General features: G+C 38.0%; 15 protein-coding genes. All 15 read left to right on the top strand.

All coding sequences use genetic code 11. The annotated features are described in order from the left end of the window. Window positions 1-142: 142 nt before the first annotated feature. A complete protein-coding gene (locus tag BM157_RS04320) occupies window positions 143-2,608 on the top strand; it encodes an ATP-dependent DNA helicase (protein ID WP_055306740.1) in 2,466 nt (821 codons plus the stop codon). 147 nt (window positions 2,609-2,755) lie between these two features. Beyond that, window positions 2,756-3,685, top strand: a complete 930-nt coding sequence (locus BM157_RS04325) for a hypothetical protein (RefSeq protein WP_090140051.1) — start codon at window positions 2,756-2,758, stop codon at window positions 3,683-3,685. Between the two features lie 80 nt (window positions 3,686-3,765). Next, window positions 3,766-5,181, top strand: coding sequence for a DUF342 domain-containing protein (locus tag BM157_RS04330; protein WP_090140053.1), 1,416 nt, complete (start codon window positions 3,766-3,768; stop codon window positions 5,179-5,181). Window positions 5,182-5,208: 27 nt separating this feature from the next. Next, on the top strand, window positions 5,209-6,159 hold the full coding sequence (locus BM157_RS04335; RefSeq protein WP_055306738.1) for a M14 family metallopeptidase: 951 nt from the start codon (window positions 5,209-5,211) through the stop codon (window positions 6,157-6,159). After that, on the top strand, window positions 6,159-7,094 hold the full coding sequence (locus BM157_RS04340) for a M14 family metallopeptidase (RefSeq protein ID WP_055176237.1): 936 nt from the start codon (window positions 6,159-6,161) through the stop codon (window positions 7,092-7,094). Before BM157_RS04335 ends, BM157_RS04340 begins: the two co-directional genes overlap by 1 nt. A 135-nt stretch (window positions 7,095-7,229) precedes the next feature. After that, entirely contained in the window at window positions 7,230-10,982 is a 3,753-nt protein-coding gene (locus BM157_RS04345; RefSeq protein WP_090140055.1) for a phosphoribosylformylglycinamidine synthase, read from the top strand. A 348-nt stretch (window positions 10,983-11,330) separates the two neighbouring features. Then, on the top strand, window positions 11,331-11,627 hold the full coding sequence (locus BM157_RS04350; RefSeq protein ID WP_022502311.1) for a DUF2325 domain-containing protein: 297 nt from the start codon (window positions 11,331-11,333) through the stop codon (window positions 11,625-11,627). Window positions 11,628-11,657: 30 nt separating this feature from the next. Continuing rightward, on the top strand, window positions 11,658-12,245 hold the full coding sequence (locus BM157_RS04355; RefSeq protein ID WP_242858643.1) for a DUF3793 family protein: 588 nt from the start codon (window positions 11,658-11,660) through the stop codon (window positions 12,243-12,245). Window positions 12,246-12,302: 57 nt separating this feature from the next. Then, window positions 12,303-12,725 (top strand): flavodoxin, encoded by a 423-nt coding sequence (locus tag BM157_RS04360; RefSeq protein ID WP_055176228.1) that lies wholly within the window; start codon window positions 12,303-12,305, stop codon window positions 12,723-12,725. 318 nt (window positions 12,726-13,043) lie between these two features. After that, on the top strand, window positions 13,044-13,253 hold the full coding sequence (locus BM157_RS04365) for a FeoA family protein (protein WP_022502308.1): 210 nt from the start codon (window positions 13,044-13,046) through the stop codon (window positions 13,251-13,253). Between the two features lie 63 nt (window positions 13,254-13,316). After that, on the top strand, window positions 13,317-13,535 hold the full coding sequence (locus BM157_RS04370) for a FeoA family protein (protein ID WP_022502307.1): 219 nt from the start codon (window positions 13,317-13,319) through the stop codon (window positions 13,533-13,535). 104 nt (window positions 13,536-13,639) lie between these two features. Beyond that, entirely contained in the window at window positions 13,640-16,126 is a 2,487-nt protein-coding gene (gene feoB, locus BM157_RS04375; RefSeq protein ID WP_090140057.1) for a ferrous iron transporter B, read from the top strand. 123 nt (window positions 16,127-16,249) lie between these two features. Continuing rightward, complete coding sequence (locus BM157_RS04380; RefSeq protein ID WP_022502305.1) at window positions 16,250-16,381, top strand: FeoB-associated Cys-rich membrane protein; 132 nt, start codon at window positions 16,250-16,252, stop codon at window positions 16,379-16,381. A 14-nt stretch (window positions 16,382-16,395) separates the two neighbouring features. Next, window positions 16,396-16,854, top strand: a complete 459-nt coding sequence (locus tag BM157_RS04385; RefSeq protein WP_022502304.1) for a Fur family transcriptional regulator — start codon at window positions 16,396-16,398, stop codon at window positions 16,852-16,854. Between the two features lie 145 nt (window positions 16,855-16,999). After that, window positions 17,000-17,311, top strand: a complete 312-nt coding sequence (locus BM157_RS04390) for a DUF6110 family protein (protein ID WP_055176219.1) — start codon at window positions 17,000-17,002, stop codon at window positions 17,309-17,311.

A 17,311-nucleotide genomic window follows, 5' to 3' on the forward strand; every position in this document is an offset into this window, starting at 1 on the left:
TTAACGAACGAACAGTCGTGCGAAGCAGGACGAAAGAGTGCGATAAGCACGGGTTCGTGAGTATAGGGTAGATAAAAAGAAAATTATGATATAATTAGCACAAAAAAATACGCAGAAATATGATATATAAGGAGGCACAGATATGTATGTAATTAAAGATAATACATTTAATATATCAGTAAGAAATCTGGTTGAATTTATGTGCCTTGGTGGGGATATTGATAACAGGGATACAGGTGTTGCTGATGTTAAGGTTATGCAGGAGGGTGCGAGGCTTCACAGGAAAATCCAGCACTCTATGGGTTCTAATTACAGGGCAGAGGTGCTTCTTAGGAATAAAGAGGAGCTGACATCAGAGGGTGGAATTGAATACGAGCTTAGAATAGAGGGCAGGGCAGACGGAATAATAGCTGACATTGAGGAAGATGAGGATGGCAATAAGCTGCCGATAGGTGAGGTTACAATTGATGAGATTAAGACTATGCAGTCAGATGTAGGAAAGCTTAAAGAGCCGGTGTATGTGCATAAGGCACAGGCTATGGTGTACGCTTATATATATTTAACAAGGTATAATCTGGAGAGCATTAATGTACAGCTTACTTACTGTAATACAGAAACTGAGAAAATAGTAAGATTTAAAGAGCAATATGACAGTGAGTCAATTATAAAATGGTACAGAGAACTTGTAGCTGGCTTTAAAAAGTGGATGGATTATGTATTTGATGAAAGGGCAGAAAGGAATGCTTCAATTCAGAAACTGCATTTTCCATTTGAGTACCGTGAGGGGCAGAAGAAGCTGGTTGCGAGTGTATACCACACGGTAAAAGAACAGAAGGTGTTATATATACAGGCACCGACAGGAGTAGGAAAGACTATATCAACAGTATATCCAGCCGTGCAGTCGTGCAGTAATGGCTTAACTGACAAGATATTCTATCTTACCTCCAAGACAATAACGAGAACGGTAGCCGAGGAAACATATGCGATACTAAGAGATGCAGGACTGCATTTTCGCACAGTGACACTGACGGCGAAGGATAAAATATGTCATCTTGATGAGCACAACTGTAATCCAGAGGTGTGCGAGTATGCAAGGGGGCATTTTGACAGGGTAAATGAAGCTGTTTACGATATAATCACTAATGAAGCGGTAATTAACAGGGATACGATATTGCAGTATTCAGTGAAGCATAAGGTGTGTCCGTATGAAATGTCGCTTGATGTTTCATACTGGTGTGATGGAATAATATGCGATTACAATTATGCTTTTGATCCAGATTCTTCATTAAAAAGATATTTTGGTGATGGCGGCAAAGGCAATTATGTATTTCTTGTAGATGAGGCACATAATCTTGTTGACAGGGCAAGGGAGATGTATAGTGCAACGCTTGTCAAGGAAGATTTTCTTGCCTGCAAAAGAGTAGTTAAGGATATGGACAAAAGGCTGGCTTCATACCTTGAAAAATGCAACAAATATCTTCTTGAATTAAAGAGAGCCTGTGATAAAGAATATATAATAATAGATGATTACTGTGGCACATTTTTAGCTAATCTGCAATCGTGTTATTCGTATATGCAGAAGTTCTTGGATAAGAATAAAGGAAAGCCGGTGTGCGATGAGATAATAGAATTCTTCTTTAAGATAAGACATTTTATTAATATGTATGACTGCATAGATGAGAAGTATGTTATATATGCTGAGCATATCGATGACGGTGACTTTGCACTTCATCTGTACTGTGTTGACCCGTCAGGACAGTTATCGCAGAGATTAAGTCAGGGAATATCGACAATAATGTTCTCGGCGACACTTCTTCCAGTGAATTATTTTAAGGAAATGCTTTCAGGAAATGCAGATGACTATGCTGTGTATGCACATTCGCCGTTTGATACTGATAATAAGAGAGTGCTTATTGGACGTGATGTTACAAGCAGGTATACGAGGCGTAATTATAATGAGTACACCAAGATTGCAGGTTATATCCACACACTTACGCAGTCGAAGCAAGGCAAATATATGATATTCTTTCCTTCTTACAGCTATATGAGAGAGGTGTATGATATATATATACAAAAATATGCCTGCAATGTTATAGATCTGCACGATGTTGAGGATGGAAGCTACATTTATCATCTCTCTGAGGGAGAAAATGTATTGATACAGGATAATAATATGACGGAAGCCGATAAAGAGAATTTCTTGTCAGTATTTATGGATAATACAAGTGGAAATGTCACGGGCTTTTGTGTGCTTGGCGGTATATTTTCTGAGGGAATTGACCTAAGGGATAAGTCACTTATAGGGGCGTGTATTGTAGGAACAGGCATACCTATGATATGCAGACAGCGTAATATATTAAGAAATTATTTTGACAGTATAGGTAAGAATGGCTATCAGTATGCGTATGTATTTCCGGGAATGAACAAGGTGCTGCAGGCGGCTGGAAGAGTTATAAGAACTGCAGATGACAAGGGTATAATACTTCTGTTAGATGACCGTTTTATGACACAGGAATACCAGATGCAGTATCCAAGGGAATGGGATAAAGTGTATCCTGTAGATATTAATAATACAGGAAAATGTATTGAGGATTTCTGGAGATTATAAGGCATATGGGGAATTATGAGGGAATTTGTCAATTGTGGTGAGATTTGGCAAGTAATATGTTGAGAAATTGTCAGACATATGCTATTATTCTAGTATAAATACGGACTGTGACAATTAATTATATGATTATTTATATTGGAGAGAACTATGGGAAAGAATGAAATCAGGAATTTAGCGGATTCCCATGCGGGAATAGATGAATGGAAGAAAGCTGGATTTAACGAACTTCAGGTGCTTGAGATTACTAAAGGTAATGATAATGGCGTTGATATTTCTATATATGCCAGTCCCGAATATAATTCAAGGCAGATGAAGGTTATAAGAATGGCACTTGAGGAAGGAATTGATGTAAGTGCTATGGCAGATCCGGAGTATAATTATATGCAGATGGAGCAGATTAAAGAAGGTATAAAAGAGGGTATTGATTTATCGCTTATATGCAATCCGAAGTACGATTATTCTGTTATGAGAGAGATTCGTCTTGCATTAAAGTACAGATTTGATCTTACAAGATATGCAAAGCTTGGATATTCTGGTGAGGTGTTAAGACAGATAAGACTGGCTAAGAGAGATGATGTTGATTTAACATTTTTCGTTGATGAGAATTTCGATGCACACCAGCTTAACGAGATTAGAATAGGCTTGTTAAAATGTGTAGATGTATCGAAGTATATGCTTCATGAATATACAGCAGACCAGATGAAACAGTTAAGGTTAGGACTTGAGGCTGGAATAGATATTACCAAGTATAATATGATAGGTTTCTCCTCAGGACAGATGGAACAGATAAGGTTAGGAGAAGAAGAAGGGATAGATGTAAGTCCATATGCAGATCCATTTATCAATGCTGTCCAGATGAAAGAGATGAGAGAACAGATTGAGAATGATGGCAAGGTTCAGGAAGAACCACAGCTTAATGAACTTCAAAGTCAGGAGATATTGCTTGGACTTCAGAGTGGTGTAGATGTAAGCGTATACGCCGATGCAAGATATACTTGCAGACAGATGGAGCAGATAAGAATAATGCTTGAGAGGGGTCTTGATCCTTCGGAATTATTAGTATATAAAGACCAGTAATTAAGGACATACATATAAGGGGAATTCGATTATAAAGATGACATAAGACAATGTGCTATGGTTGATTGGAGGAGTCAGAATTGAATGATGTACTTAGAGAACAGATACAGTTAAATACCAAAGAAGTAGTTGTCAATGTTGATAATGATCATATGAAAGCAAGTATAGTCCTTAATGGCATAGGCAGTGATGAAGCTTATACATACGAGGAGATTGCAGACAAGCTTTCACAGGCAGGTGTGCGTACAGGAATTAATGAAGCGAGAATACGCGAAGTTATTCTTAATAAGCTGTACGATATTGAAATCGTGGTAGCAGAAGGCAAAAGTGCAGTTAACGGTACTGATGGTTATTACAACTTCTTCTTTGATTCAGAGTATGAAAGAGATAATAAGCCTACATTAAGAGAAGATGGTTCTGTTGATTATTTTAATGTAAAGCTTTTTGAGAAGGTTAATAAAGATGATAAGCTTGCAGAGTATATAGAACCTACAAAGGGTGAATTTGGATATGACGTATTTGGAAAGCTTTTAGTTCCAAAGCCAGGAAGACCAGGACCTAAGTTAAGAGGCAAGGGCTTTACAGTGTCAGAGGACGGCAAGTCTTATTATGCCCAGTTAAGCGGCAAAGTAGAATATCGTAACTACGACCTTAATGTAAGTAATGTATATAATGTCAGCGGTGATGTTGATGTTGGAACAGGAAGCATAGATTTTAATGGTGACGTAGAGATTAACGGAAGTGTCAGAGGCAGTGTCAAGATACACGCTATGGGTAATATATACATAGGCGGATATGTTGAAGATGCAGATATATGGTCAGGGCAGGATATTATTATCCAGGATGGTGTTAATGCAGGTGAGAACGGAAGAATTGAAGCTATGGGCAATATATCAGCAAGGTTTTTCGAGAATGCACATATTATAAGCCATAGTGATATAAAGTGTGATTATATGCTTAATACAACAGCTTTGGCATATGGTGGAATATATCTTGAGGGCAAGAGGGGTTCTGTAATAGGCGGAGATGTCACAGGCGTAAGAGGTATATCTATTAGAGGCTGTGGAAGTGAGGCTTATTCTAAGACTGTATTAAGAGTTGGTGTAACTAAGGAGATAAGCAGTGAATATGCCAAGGTGCTTATGGTGCTTAAGGATATAGATACGCAGATAGACAGATTTAATCAGGCTTTACAGAAGCTTGATATATTAAAGAAGGCAGGTTCTGATAAGTTTGATGAAACACTTAACAGAAAGCTGTTGCAGTCAAAGATTGTTAAGACAGCAGAGAAAGCCAAGTATGAAGAAAAAAGCCGTAATCTTTATACACTTGTAAGGGAGTCAGACAGGGCAGTTGTAAGGATTGATAAGAATATATATCCAGGAAGCCGTGTATTTATGGGCGATAAGACGTATGTTCCTAGTACCGTATTTACGCATATTGCTTTAAAGAAGACTTCACAGGGTGTATTGATAAGAAATTATGATTCTATGTAGTGAGAATATATTTACAGAGGTTAGTTTATGATAGAAGAGGTTGTTTCAATAGAGCTTCCCGTGCATGAGAGAATGGTTATTAAGAAGAACAGGCTCACACCGAAAGATTATGCTGGCGAGCCTGTTCCAAGAATATCTATTGTTACAGGAATACATGGTGATGAGCTTGATGGGCAGTATGTGTGCTACGAAGTCATAAGACGTGTTAATAATAATCTGGAAAGATTAAAAGGAATTATAGATATATATCCAGATGTAAATCCCCTTGGAATAGATACAGGTTCAAGGGGAATTCCTATGTTTGAGCTTGATATGAACAGAGTATTTCCAGGTGATAATAATGGAGCTGTGGCAGAGAGTGTTGCGGCAGGAATTGTCAACGATATAATTGGAAGTGATTTCTGTCTTGATATTCATTCAAGCAATATATTTGTAAGAGAGATGCCGCAGGTAAGACTAAATGAAGAAAATGCGGAAAGACTGCTTCCATTTGCAAAGATGTTAAATGCGGATTTTGTATGGATATTTTCATCAATAACAGTGCTTGATGCGACACTGGCATACAGCCTTAATCATCTTGGTGTACCTACGCTTGTAGCAGAGATGGGCGTTGGTAACAGAATTAACAGGGAATACAGCCAGCAGCTTATTGATGGAATATTTAACCTTATGAGTAATCTTGGAATATGGGAAATACCAGAGGCTGATAATAAAATAGCTGTCAGAGAGCCTATTATCTCAACAGAGGGGGAAGTTAATTTCCTGACAGCGAAGGAAAGCGGAATATTTGTTCCATCTATTAATTCATGTGGCAATATCCATATGGGAGATGCCATAGGCGACATAATAGAGCCAATAGAGGGAAGGATAATCCAGCATATTGAATCTCCGGTAGATGGTATTGTATTCACATTGAGGGAAAATCCAGTTGTATACAAGGGGGCACTTCTTGCGAGAGTACACGGAGGAAGAGTGTAATGAAAAAAGAAGTTTTATATAGTCTTAAGGGAATATACAGAGAGAATTTTGAGATAGAAGGCTACAGATTTGGACATGGCGAGAAATCAGCCTGCATAGTCGGGGCTATGAGGGGTAATGAGATACAGCAGTTATATATATGCTCACAGCTTATAAAGGTGTTAAAAGACCTTGAAATGAGAGGTGCAATATCGCATAACCACGAGATTTTAGTAATTCCGTCAGCTAACAGATTTTCTATGAATGTTGAAAAAAGGTTCTGGCCTGTAGATAATACAGATATTAACAGAATGTTCCCTGGTGATGAAGCGGGAGATACTACCAAGCAGATAGCTGCTGCAATATTTGAAAGCAGTAAGGGCTACAGCTATGGAATACAGTTTGCAAGCTTTTATATGCCTGGAGATTTCATACCTCATGTACGTATGATGGAAACGGGTTATCAGAGTGCGAGCCTTGCCAATCTTTTTGGACTGCAGTATGTTGTTATAAGAAAGCCAAAGCCTATGGATACGGCAACGCTTAATTATAGCTGGCAGATGAATGGAACAAATGCTTTTTCGATATATACGAACAGCACAGATATGGTTGATGAAAAGTCTGCAAGACAGGCAGTATCGTCAGTGTTAAGATTTCTTACGAGAATGGGAATATTAAAATATAATAATCACAGCGGTTACATAGCAAGTGTCATTAACGAGTATGATTTATCAGCCGTTAAGACATATGATGCAGGTTTTTACAAAAGGCTTAAAGAACCGGGGGATCCGGTTGTCCATAATGAGGTAATAGGTCAGGTTATTGATCCGTGTGAGGGATATGTCAAGAGTGAGATATTATCACCGACAGACGGCATAGTATTCTTTGCACATACAGCCCCTCTTGTTATGGGTAATGAAGTTGTATACAAGATTATAAGACGTATGCATGAATAGTGTATACAATATAGAAATATACACAACATTGTTCTTGTGTCTTGTTTCTTTAGTAATGATATGATAAAATATTTTACATTCTTGTTGAAATAGTAGTGACAGGAGTACAGCTGATTAAGAAAGGAAATAATTAAAATGAGTGGCGTTAAAAGAGTTTTTGTTGAGAAAAAGAAACCTTTTGCTGTTAATGCAAAGGAGTTACACGATGAAATCACAGGTTATCTCGGTATTAAGACAATTACAGATGTAAGGGTGCTTATCAGATATGATATTGAGAATCTTTCTGATGAGACATATAAGAAAGCACTTACAACAGTATTTGCAGAACCACCTGTTGATGATGTGTATGAGAATGAATTTAAGGCTTCAGATGATGATTTTGTATTTTCTGTAGAATATCTTCCGGGACAGTTCGACCAGAGAGCTGATTCGGCAGAGCAGTGTGTTAAGTTCCTTAATGAGAATGAAACTCCTGTAATTAAGACTGCAACTACTTATATTGTATCAGGCAAGCTTACAGATGATGATAAGGCTAAGATTAAAAACCATTGTATCAATCCGGTAGATTCAAGAGTAGCTGATGAGAAGCTTCCAGATACACTTGTTACTAAGTTTGATACACCAGCAGATGTTGTTGTATTTGATGGCTTCAAGGATATGAGCGGGGACAAGCTTAAGGAATTATATGATTCACTTGGTCTTGCTATGACATTTAAGGATTTCAAGTTCATTCAGGATTACTTCAAGAATGAAGAGAACAGAGATCCATCTATGACAGAAATCAGAGTTCTTGATACATACTGGTCTGACCACTGCCGCCACACAACATTTGCTACAGAATTAAAGAATGTAGAATTTAAGGACGGATATTACAGAGCTCCTATGGAAGAAACTTACAATAAGTATCTTGCTGACAGAGCTGTTATATATAAAGACAGAAAAGATAAGTTCGTATGTCTTATGGATTTAGCCCTTATGGGTATGAAGAAGTTAAAGGCAGAAGGCAAGCTTGAAGATCAGGAAGAGTCTGATGAGATTAATGCCTGCTCTATAGTTGTTCCTGTTGAGATTGACGGAAAGACAGAGGAGTGGCTTGTAAACTTCAAGAACGAAACTCATAACCACCCAACAGAGATAGAGCCATTTGGTGGTGCTGCTACCTGCCTTGGTGGAGCTATAAGAGATCCACTTTCAGGACGTACATATGTATATCAGGCTATGCGTATCACAGGTGCGGCAGACCCTACAGTTCCGGTAGCAGATACACTTCACGGCAAGCTTCCACAGAGAAAGATTGTTACAGAAGCAGCTCACGGCTATAGCTCATATGGTAACCAGATTGGTCTTGCTACAGGTTATGTTAAAGAAATATACCACCCAGATTATGTTGCTAAGCGTATGGAGATTGGTGCGGTTATAGCGGCAGCTCCAAGAAGCGCAGTTAAGAGAGAGAATTCTGATCCAGGAGATATTATTATCCTACTTGGTGGACGTACAGGACGTGATGGCTGTGGTGGTGCTACAGGTTCATCTAAGGTTCACACAGAGGAGTCTATAGAGACTTGTGGAGCAGAGGTTCAGAAAGGTAATGCACCTACAGAGCGTAAGATGCAGAGACTTTTCAGACGTCCGGAAGTAACTAAGCTTATTAAGAAATGTAATGACTTTGGTGCAGGCGGTGTATCAGTTGCAATCGGTGAACTTGCAGCAGGTCTTACAGTAGATTTAGATAAAGTCCCTAAGAAGTATGAAGGTCTTGACGGAACAGAACTTGCTATATCAGAGTCACAGGAAAGAATGGCAGTTGTTGTTGACCCAGCAGATGTTAAAGCATTTTTAGAGTATGCCACAGAGGAGAACCTTGAAGCGGTTGAAGTTGCTGTTGTAACAGAAGAACCAAGACTTGTACTTAACTGGAGAGGCAAGGATATCGTTAATATTTCAAGAGCTTTCCTTGATACTAACGGTGCACATCAGGAGACATCAGTACTTGTAGATATCCCAGATGACAAGGCTAATTACCTTGAAGCTAAGCCAGTAGATGATGTTAAGGGCAGATGGCTTAAGACACTTGCAGACCTTAACGAGTGTTCACAGAAGGGACTTGTTGAAAGATTTGATGGTTCAATCGGTGCTGGTTCAGTACTTATGCCATTTGGTGGAAAGTACCAGCTTACAGAGACACAGGCTATGGTTGCCAAGCTTCCAGTGCTTAAGGGCAAGTGCGATACAGTAACTATGATGGCTTATGGATTTGATCCATATCTTTCTAAGTGGAGTCCATATCACGGAGCTATGTATGCAGTAACAGATTCGGTTGCTAAGATTGTTGCGGCTGGTGGCGATTACAGCAAGATTAGATTTACATATCAGGAATATTTCAGAAGAATGACAGAAGATCCTTCAAGATGGAGCCAGCCATTTGCAGCACTTCTTGGTGCATATGAGGCACAGATTGGCTTAGGGCTTCCATCAATCGGTGGTAAGGATTCTATGTCAGGAACATTTGAACATATAGATGTACCACCTACATTATGCTCATTTGCTATTGATGTAGCTAAAGAGCAGGATATTATCACACCTGAATTAAAGAAAGCTGGCAATATACTTGTAAGATTTGACATTGAAAGAGATAAATATGACCTTCCTGTATTCTCACAGATTAAGGAATTATATTCATCTATCCACGAAGCTATTAAGAGCAAGGCAATTGTGTCTGCATATGTTCTTGATGCTAACGGCTTAGTTCCAGCAATAAGCAAGATGGCATTTGGTAATATGCTTGGTGTTGCTGTTGAGCCATCTGTATCAAAGGAAGAATTATTCGCACCAGCATATGGCTGTATAGTAGCAGAAGTAGACAGCTCTAAGCTTTCAGAGATTAAGGCAGCTTATACTAAGGTTGGTACAGTAACAGAAGAAGCTAAGTTTACATATGAAGATGTTTCAATCAATATTGAGGAAGCATTAAGTGTATGGAAAGATACATTAGAGGGTGTATTCCCAACAAAGGTTTCTAAGGAAACTGATAGTGTTGAGTCACCTGTATATTCAAAGGGCAATGTATATGTATGCAAGAATAAGGTTGCGAAGCCAACGGTATTTATACCAGTATTCCCAGGTACTAACTGTGAATATGACAGTGCCAGGGCGTTTGAGAGAGCTGGTGCAGATACTATTGTCAAAGTATTCAAGAACCTTGATGCTGCAAGCATAAGAGAATCTGTTGATGAATTTGAAAAAGCAATTAACCAGTCACAGATTATTATGTTCCCAGGTGGATTTTCAGCAGGTGATGAACCAGATGGTTCTGCTAAGTTCTTTGCAACAGCCTTCCGTAATGCTAAGATGAAGGAAGCAGTTGAGAAGCTCCTTAATGAAAGAGATGGTCTTGCACTTGGTATATGTAATGGTTTCCAGGCTCTTATCAAGCTTGGTTTAGTACCTAATGGCAAGATAACAGGACAGGATTCTAATTCACCTACACTTACATTTAACACAATTAATCGTCACATCTCTAAGATGGTATATACAAAGGTTGTTACTAATAAGAGTCCTTGGCTTGCAGAAGCAAAGCTTGGCGGAGTATACTGCAATCCAGCTTCACATGGTGAAGGAAGATTTGTTGCACCTAAGGAATGGCTTGATAAGCTCTTTGAAAATGGTCAGGTAGCAACACAGTACTGTGACCCGGAAGGTAATGTATCTATGGACGAAGAATGGAATGTCAATGGCTCATATATGGCTATTGAGGGTATCACAAGCCCGGACGGAAGATGCTTAGGTAAGATGGCACATTCTGAAAGACGTGGTGATTCGGTAGCTATTAATATCTATGGAGAACAGGATATTAAGATATTCGAGTCTGGTGTTAAGTACTTTAAGTAAATAGAATAACTATCTGTGCGTAAGAACAGAATATTGTAAATTATAAAATCCTGATGTATATTATACGGGTAAGCCTTGACTGACAAAGGTTTGTATAGTGTACATCAGGAGTTTTTTATGTAGAATCAGGATAATAAAAAGTAATAAAAAGCTGTTGACAAAATAATTAAGTTAGATTATTATAATGATAGTTAGTAGCAGCTAACGCATATGCCTTTATATTTATTTAACGGGTCCTCGACCCGTTTATTTAAAAGCCATAGGTTAGTGATAACTAACATAAGTTAGAATAAAACTAACAGTGAGATGTATACTATATATCTATTTAGCAGGATAAGGAGGACTAATATGAGTGTAGTTATAATTGGCGGTAATGAATGTATGGTATGTCAATATGAGAAGATATGTAAACAGCATGGCTGTAAAGCCAAGGTATTTGTTAAGGAGAAGAGTGGCTTTGGCAAGAAGATTGGCAACCCTGACCTTATGATACTTTTTACTAACACAGTATCACACAAAATGGTACATAGTGCTGTTACAGAAGCAAAGAGCAAGGACATTCGGATTGTGCGTTCACATTCAAGCAGTGCTTCATCACTTAATGCAGTTCTTCAGGAATATGTAGCAGACGGAAAGGCTTGTTAATTGTAACTGACACAGACAGCAGGCAGAGTAATGCGTAATATAAGGAATGGAGATTATATGCTTAGAAAGCTGGAGAATGAGATTGTAAAAGAATGTGCACCTACATTGGCTGGAATTAAGATGGCTAATCTTTTTAATTATAGATTTGTATCAGAAGATGAATTCGATTCTGAGATTAAGACTGCCAATATGAACCTTAATGAGAAGGGCGTATATATAGAAGTCTTAAGAAAGACAGATATGAGTTCATTGATATATGTATACAGACCAAGTATGTTATTTAAGGCAGTCAATAATGATGATGTATGGAATATATTATCCAGCTATGGATACATAGAACGAAGTATACAGGCATGTATTAATACACTTAAGGAACGTCTTATGACACAGCCCTGTTTTCCACACGAGATAGGTTTATTTCTTGGATATCCTGTAGAAGATGTAAAGGAGTTCATTTTTAATAAAGGACAGAACTGCAAATGTTGTGGTGTGTGGAAGGTATATTACAATGAACAGGAAAGTGTCAGAACATTTGCAAGATTTAAGAAATGTTCTGAGGTATATCAGAAGGTCTTTATAGGAGGACGAACATTAAATCAGTTGACCGTGAATATATGATTCACTCAACATATATGTGCACAAGCATTAAATTAAAGCAATAATGGAGGAATGATAATGAGTAAAGTTGCAGTTGTATATTGGAGCGGAACAGGTAATACAGAGGCTATGGCCAATGCTGTTGCTGAGGGAGCAAAGGAAAAAGGAGCAGAAGTAACATTATTCACTGCTTCAGAATTCTCATCAGCAAAGGTTGCAGAATTCGACGGAATAGCTTTCGGATGCCCTGCTATGGGAGCAGAAAATCTTGAAGAGTCAGAATTTGAGCCGATGTTTACAGACTGTGAAGCGGCACTTTCAGGAAAGAAGATAGCACTCTTTGGTTCTTACGGCTGGGGAAGCGGAGAATGGATGGATGACTGGGCAGAAAGAAGCAGGAATGCTGGTGCTGACCTTAGCTGTGACCCGGTAATCTGTAATGAAGCTCCTGATGATGAAGCTGTAAGTAATTGCAAGGATCTTGGTGCTTCTCTTGCATAATCAGAGTGTATGTACAATTAAGAATATGCATAGTTAATGTATGTGTATAATCAGATAGGTGCATAATATAAAGTAATATAATGAATATATTAATAAGTGACATATTTATTCTGGACACTTCCCAATATAATATTAATAAGTGAGTAATGACCGCATACATATTAATTTTACTGTATATGTATGCGGTTATTATGTGAGAATTAATAATATTAAAATTTTCTTAAAATGGTAATTGACATCTAATAAGTGTTAGTATATACTAACACAGTAGCAAATGAAAAACATTATCAACATAGATACAGATAGGAGTGATAAGTTATGCCATTATCAATGATAGGTGAGGGAGAGACAGCAACAATCACAAGGATTGGTGGGAAAGAAGAGACGAGAAGATTTCTTGAGAATCTAGGCTTTGTAGTTGGAGCTATAGTGACGGTCATTTCTAAGACTGGCGGTAATGTTATAGTTAATATTAAAGAATCACGAGTAGCTATAGGAAGCGATATGGCTTCAAAGATTATGGTATAAAGACTTGAGTTTCAAGCCTCTATATAGATATTCACAATATTTTAATGAGAAGGAGAGATTAAGATGACTTTAAAGGAAGTTGCTGTTGGTCAGACTGTTAAAGTTGCTAAGCTTAATGGTGAAGGTCCGGTTAAGAGAAGAATTATGGACATGGGAATCACTAAAGGCGTAGAAGTCTATGTCAGAAAAGTTGCACCATTGGGAGATCCAATAGAAGTAACAGTACGAGGATATGAGTTATCACTTCGTAAGGCAGATGCAGCTATGATAGAGGTAAATTAATATTTTTTTTACCAAAAGGTTAGCATTAACTAATTATAGCAAGCATAATCTAAATGAAGAAAGTTACAACTAATTATTAACTCATTAAGAAAAGAGGTAAAAGAATGTCAATTAAGATTGCATTAGCAGGTAACCCTAACTGCGGTAAAACAACATTGTTTAATGCTCTTACAGGTTCTAACCAGTTCGTAGGTAACTGGCCAGGTGTTACTGTAGAGAAGAAGGAAGGTAGATTAAAGGGACATAAAGATGTTGCCATTATGGATTTACCAGGTATTTACTCACTTTCTCCATATACATTAGAGGAAGTTGTAGCAAGAAATTATCTTATTAATGAAAGACCAGATGCTATCATCAATATTGTTGATGGTACTAACATTGAAAGAAACTTATATCTTTCAACACAGATTATGGAACTTGGTATTCCGGTAATTATGGCTGTTAATATGATCGACCTTTTAGCTAAGAATGGTATTGAACTTAACATTGCAAAGCTTTCAGAGAAGCTTGGCTGTGAAGTAGTTGAAATATCAGCTCTTAAGGGAACTGGTATTAAGGAAGCGGCAGAAAAGGCTGTAAAGCTTGCTGAGTCTAAGAAGGTTAATAAGCTTGCACATAAATTCAGTGATGAAGTTGAATCTGTTATCGAAGCAGTTGAAGATAAGATTGGTCTTGATGTAGTAGAAGAACAGAAGAGATTTTTCGCTATCAAGTTATTAGAGAAAGATGACAAAATCGGACAGCTTATGTCTAGTGTACCTGATGTTACAGCAGAGATTGATAAACTTGAGAAAGATTTTGATGATGATACAGAAAGTATTATCACCAATGAAAGATATACATACATTTCATCAATTATTGGAGAGTGTGTAAAGAAGGCTCATTCTAAGGATAAGCTTACAACATCTGATAAGATTGATAAAATCGTAACTAACAGAATATTAGCACTTCCTATATTCGCAGTTGTTATGTTCCTGGTATATTACATTGCTATGGTAACAGTTGGTTCAGCGGCTACAGACTGGGCTAATGATGGTTTATTTGGCGATGGTTTCCACCTTTTCGGTATCGGTACTTCAGCTTATGAAGAAGTAGCTGACGAATATGGCGACTCAGATGAAATCATTGCAGCATATGTAGAAAGCCTTGGTTCTAAGGGCGAAGCAATAGCAGATGCTATTGATACAGAAGCAGAAGACTATGACTCAGAAGATGCTGTTAAAGCTCTTACAACTCTTAAGTCTATGGTTAAGTCATCAGATACAGTTGATTACTCTGTAGAAGATGAAGAAACACTTGCAACAGAAGATTTCACAGCAGATGCTGATGATATTAAAGAAGCTATTAACCTCGCTATCGAATATGATGGTACAGCTCCAGATCCGGCAGATTATGGCATATGGGTTCCTGGTATCCCAGTTCTTATTGGTGACGGACTCGATGCAATCGGTTGTGCAGATTGGTTAAATGGTCTTATCCTTGATGGTATTGTAGCCGGTGTTGGTGCTGTACTTGGTTTCGTTCCTCAGATGTTAGTATTATTCTTATTACTTGCTATCTTAGAGGCTTGCGGATATATGGCACGTATCGCATTCATTATGGATAGAATCTTTAGAAGATTCGGTCTTTCAGGTAAGTCATTCATACCTATCCTTATTGGTACAGGTTGTGGTGTTCCAGGTATTATGGCTTCCCGTACAATCGAGAACGAAAGAGACCGTCGTATGACAATTATGACAACAACATTTATACCTTGTGGTGCTAAGACCCCATTCATCGCTATGATTGCAGGTGCTATCTTCGGTGGTTCACCTTGGGTTGCAACATCAGCTTACTTCATCGGTATGGCAGCAATTATCGTATCAGGTATTATTTTAAAGAAGACAAAGTTATTCAGCGGAGATCCAGCACCATTCGTTATGGAACTTCCTGCATATCATATTCCAACAGTTGGCAACGTACTTAGAAGTATGTGGGAGCGAGGCTGGTCATTCATCAAGAAGGCTGGTACAATTATCCTTCTTTCTACAATCGTTGTATGGTTCACAACATACTTTGGATTTGCTGATGACGGATTCAGAATGTTAGCAGAAGATGAAATTGATATGAGTATTTTAGCTAAGATTGGTAATGCAATCGGCTGGATATTCACTCCACTTGGATGGGGTAACTGGCAGGCAGCCGTTGCTTCAATCACAGGACTTGTAGCTAAGGAAAATATCGTTGGTACTATGGGTATCCTTTACGGTGGTGGAGATGTATCTCCATATGCAGCACTTGCACTTGCATTTACTAAGTTAGCAGGTTTCTCATTCCTTACATTCAACCTTCTCTGTGCTCCTTGTTTCGCAGCAATCGGTGCTATTAAGAGAGAGATGAACAGTGCTAAATGGACTTGGATAGCAATTGGTTACCAGTGTGGATTTGCATATGTAGTATCACTTTGCATCTACAATATCGGAAGCCTTATCGCTGATGGAGTATTTAGTATCTGGACAGTTGTAGCATTTGTATTAGTAGCTGGTTTCCTTTATCTTTTATTCAGACCAACAAAGGAAGCGGAAGAATACAAGAAAGCAGCAGCTAACTAAGATTACTTCCTAATCATAATTATATAAGTGTTCAATCCGTCACTAAGTGGCGGATTGGATATATATTTTATTCATCAGATATAGCGGCAGATGTCAGAGTTGGTGTAAGAATGGAGGATTAATATGGGTACAGTAATCGTATTGGTGGTATTGGTGGTAATTGTAGCCGCTATTGTGTATACAATGGTTAAAGGCAAGAAGAATGGCAAACATTCATGCGGTGGAGATTGTGGTCATTGTGGAGGCTGCCACTAGGATAGGAGGCATTAATGCAGAAATACTATTCATGTGATAAAAATGCTTCTGAAGTAGTTGGCTATGAAAGAAGCGAAATGCAGAAGGACATAATTCTGCAAAGATTAAGAAACAGGGGATGCAGAATAACGAAACAGAGAATGATGCTTTTAGACATTATTCTTAATGAAGAATGTTCGTGCTGCAAAGAAATATATTATAAGGCATCAAAGCTTGATCCTAATATTGGAACAGCTACAGTATACCGTATGATTAATACACTTGAGGAGATTGGTGCTATTAACAGAAGAAATATGTACCGTGTATCGTGTGGAAGCGAATGTAATATGAACAACACATACACAGTTGAGTTTGACGATAATTCAGTAATCAATCTGTCAGCCAGCAAATGGAACCAGATAGTGCAGAAGGGTTTAACAGCTTGTGGTTACATAGACAGTAAGACAGTTAAGAGTATAACAGGAGGGCCATAATAATAATGTCCCTCCTGTTTTTGATAAAGTTTCTCAATTAATAAAAAATATGTGGTAAAACTAAAAAGTATGGTATAAGATAATACCTAAACAAAAATCAAAGTCAATTACGTCAGGCAGATGTTAATTGGGAATGGAGGATAAGATGAAAAACGTATTTAAGAAAATCGATGGAGTTAAGACAGGAATATTTGCAGCAGGTGTACTTTTTGGTACAGCAGGAATTAAGATATTATCAAGCCAGGATGCTAAGAAGGTATACACGAACTGTACAGCAGCAGTTCTTCGTGCTAAGAAGTGTGTAATGAAGACAGCAACAACAATTCAGGAGAATGCTGGTGATATCTATGCGGAGGCTAAGGCTATCAACGATGAGAGAGAAGCAGCAGAAGAAGTTGTAGATGATACAGTAGAATTAAACGAAGTATCAGAAGAAACAGAAAGCACAGAGCAGTAA

The sequence above is a fragment of the [Lactobacillus] rogosae genome, assembly GCA_900112995.1.
GTDB classification, from domain to species: domain Bacteria; phylum Bacillota; class Clostridia; order Lachnospirales; family Lachnospiraceae; genus Lachnospira; species Lachnospira rogosae.

Excerpts from the sequence above, each read along its gene's own strand:
- feoB (WP_090140057.1), top strand. The coding sequence starts at position 13,640 with ATGTCAATTAAGATTGCATTAGCAGGTAACCCTAACTGCGGTAAAACA.
- BM157_RS04335 (WP_055306738.1), top strand. The coding sequence starts at position 5,209 with ATGATAGAAGAGGTTGTTTCAATAGAGCTTCCCGTGCATGAGAGAATG.
- BM157_RS04365 (WP_022502308.1), top strand. The coding sequence starts at position 13,044 with ATGCCATTATCAATGATAGGTGAGGGAGAGACAGCAACAATCACAAGG.
- BM157_RS04350 (WP_022502311.1), top strand. The coding sequence starts at position 11,331 with ATGAGTGTAGTTATAATTGGCGGTAATGAATGTATGGTATGTCAATAT.
- BM157_RS04370 (WP_022502307.1), top strand. The coding sequence starts at position 13,317 with ATGACTTTAAAGGAAGTTGCTGTTGGTCAGACTGTTAAAGTTGCTAAG.
- BM157_RS04325 (WP_090140051.1), top strand. The coding sequence starts at position 2,756 with ATGGGAAAGAATGAAATCAGGAATTTAGCGGATTCCCATGCGGGAATA.
- BM157_RS04340 (WP_055176237.1), top strand. The coding sequence starts at position 6,159 with ATGAAAAAAGAAGTTTTATATAGTCTTAAGGGAATATACAGAGAGAAT.
- BM157_RS04380 (WP_022502305.1), top strand. The coding sequence starts at position 16,250 with ATGGGTACAGTAATCGTATTGGTGGTATTGGTGGTAATTGTAGCCGCT.
- BM157_RS04385 (WP_022502304.1), top strand. The coding sequence starts at position 16,396 with ATGCAGAAATACTATTCATGTGATAAAAATGCTTCTGAAGTAGTTGGC.
- BM157_RS04360 (WP_055176228.1), top strand. The coding sequence starts at position 12,303 with ATGAGTAAAGTTGCAGTTGTATATTGGAGCGGAACAGGTAATACAGAG.
- BM157_RS04355 (WP_242858643.1), top strand. The coding sequence starts at position 11,658 with ATGCGTAATATAAGGAATGGAGATTATATGCTTAGAAAGCTGGAGAAT.
- BM157_RS04390 (WP_055176219.1), top strand. The coding sequence starts at position 17,000 with ATGAAAAACGTATTTAAGAAAATCGATGGAGTTAAGACAGGAATATTT.
- BM157_RS04345 (WP_090140055.1), top strand. The coding sequence starts at position 7,230 with ATGAGTGGCGTTAAAAGAGTTTTTGTTGAGAAAAAGAAACCTTTTGCT.
- BM157_RS04320 (WP_055306740.1), top strand. The coding sequence starts at position 143 with ATGTATGTAATTAAAGATAATACATTTAATATATCAGTAAGAAATCTG.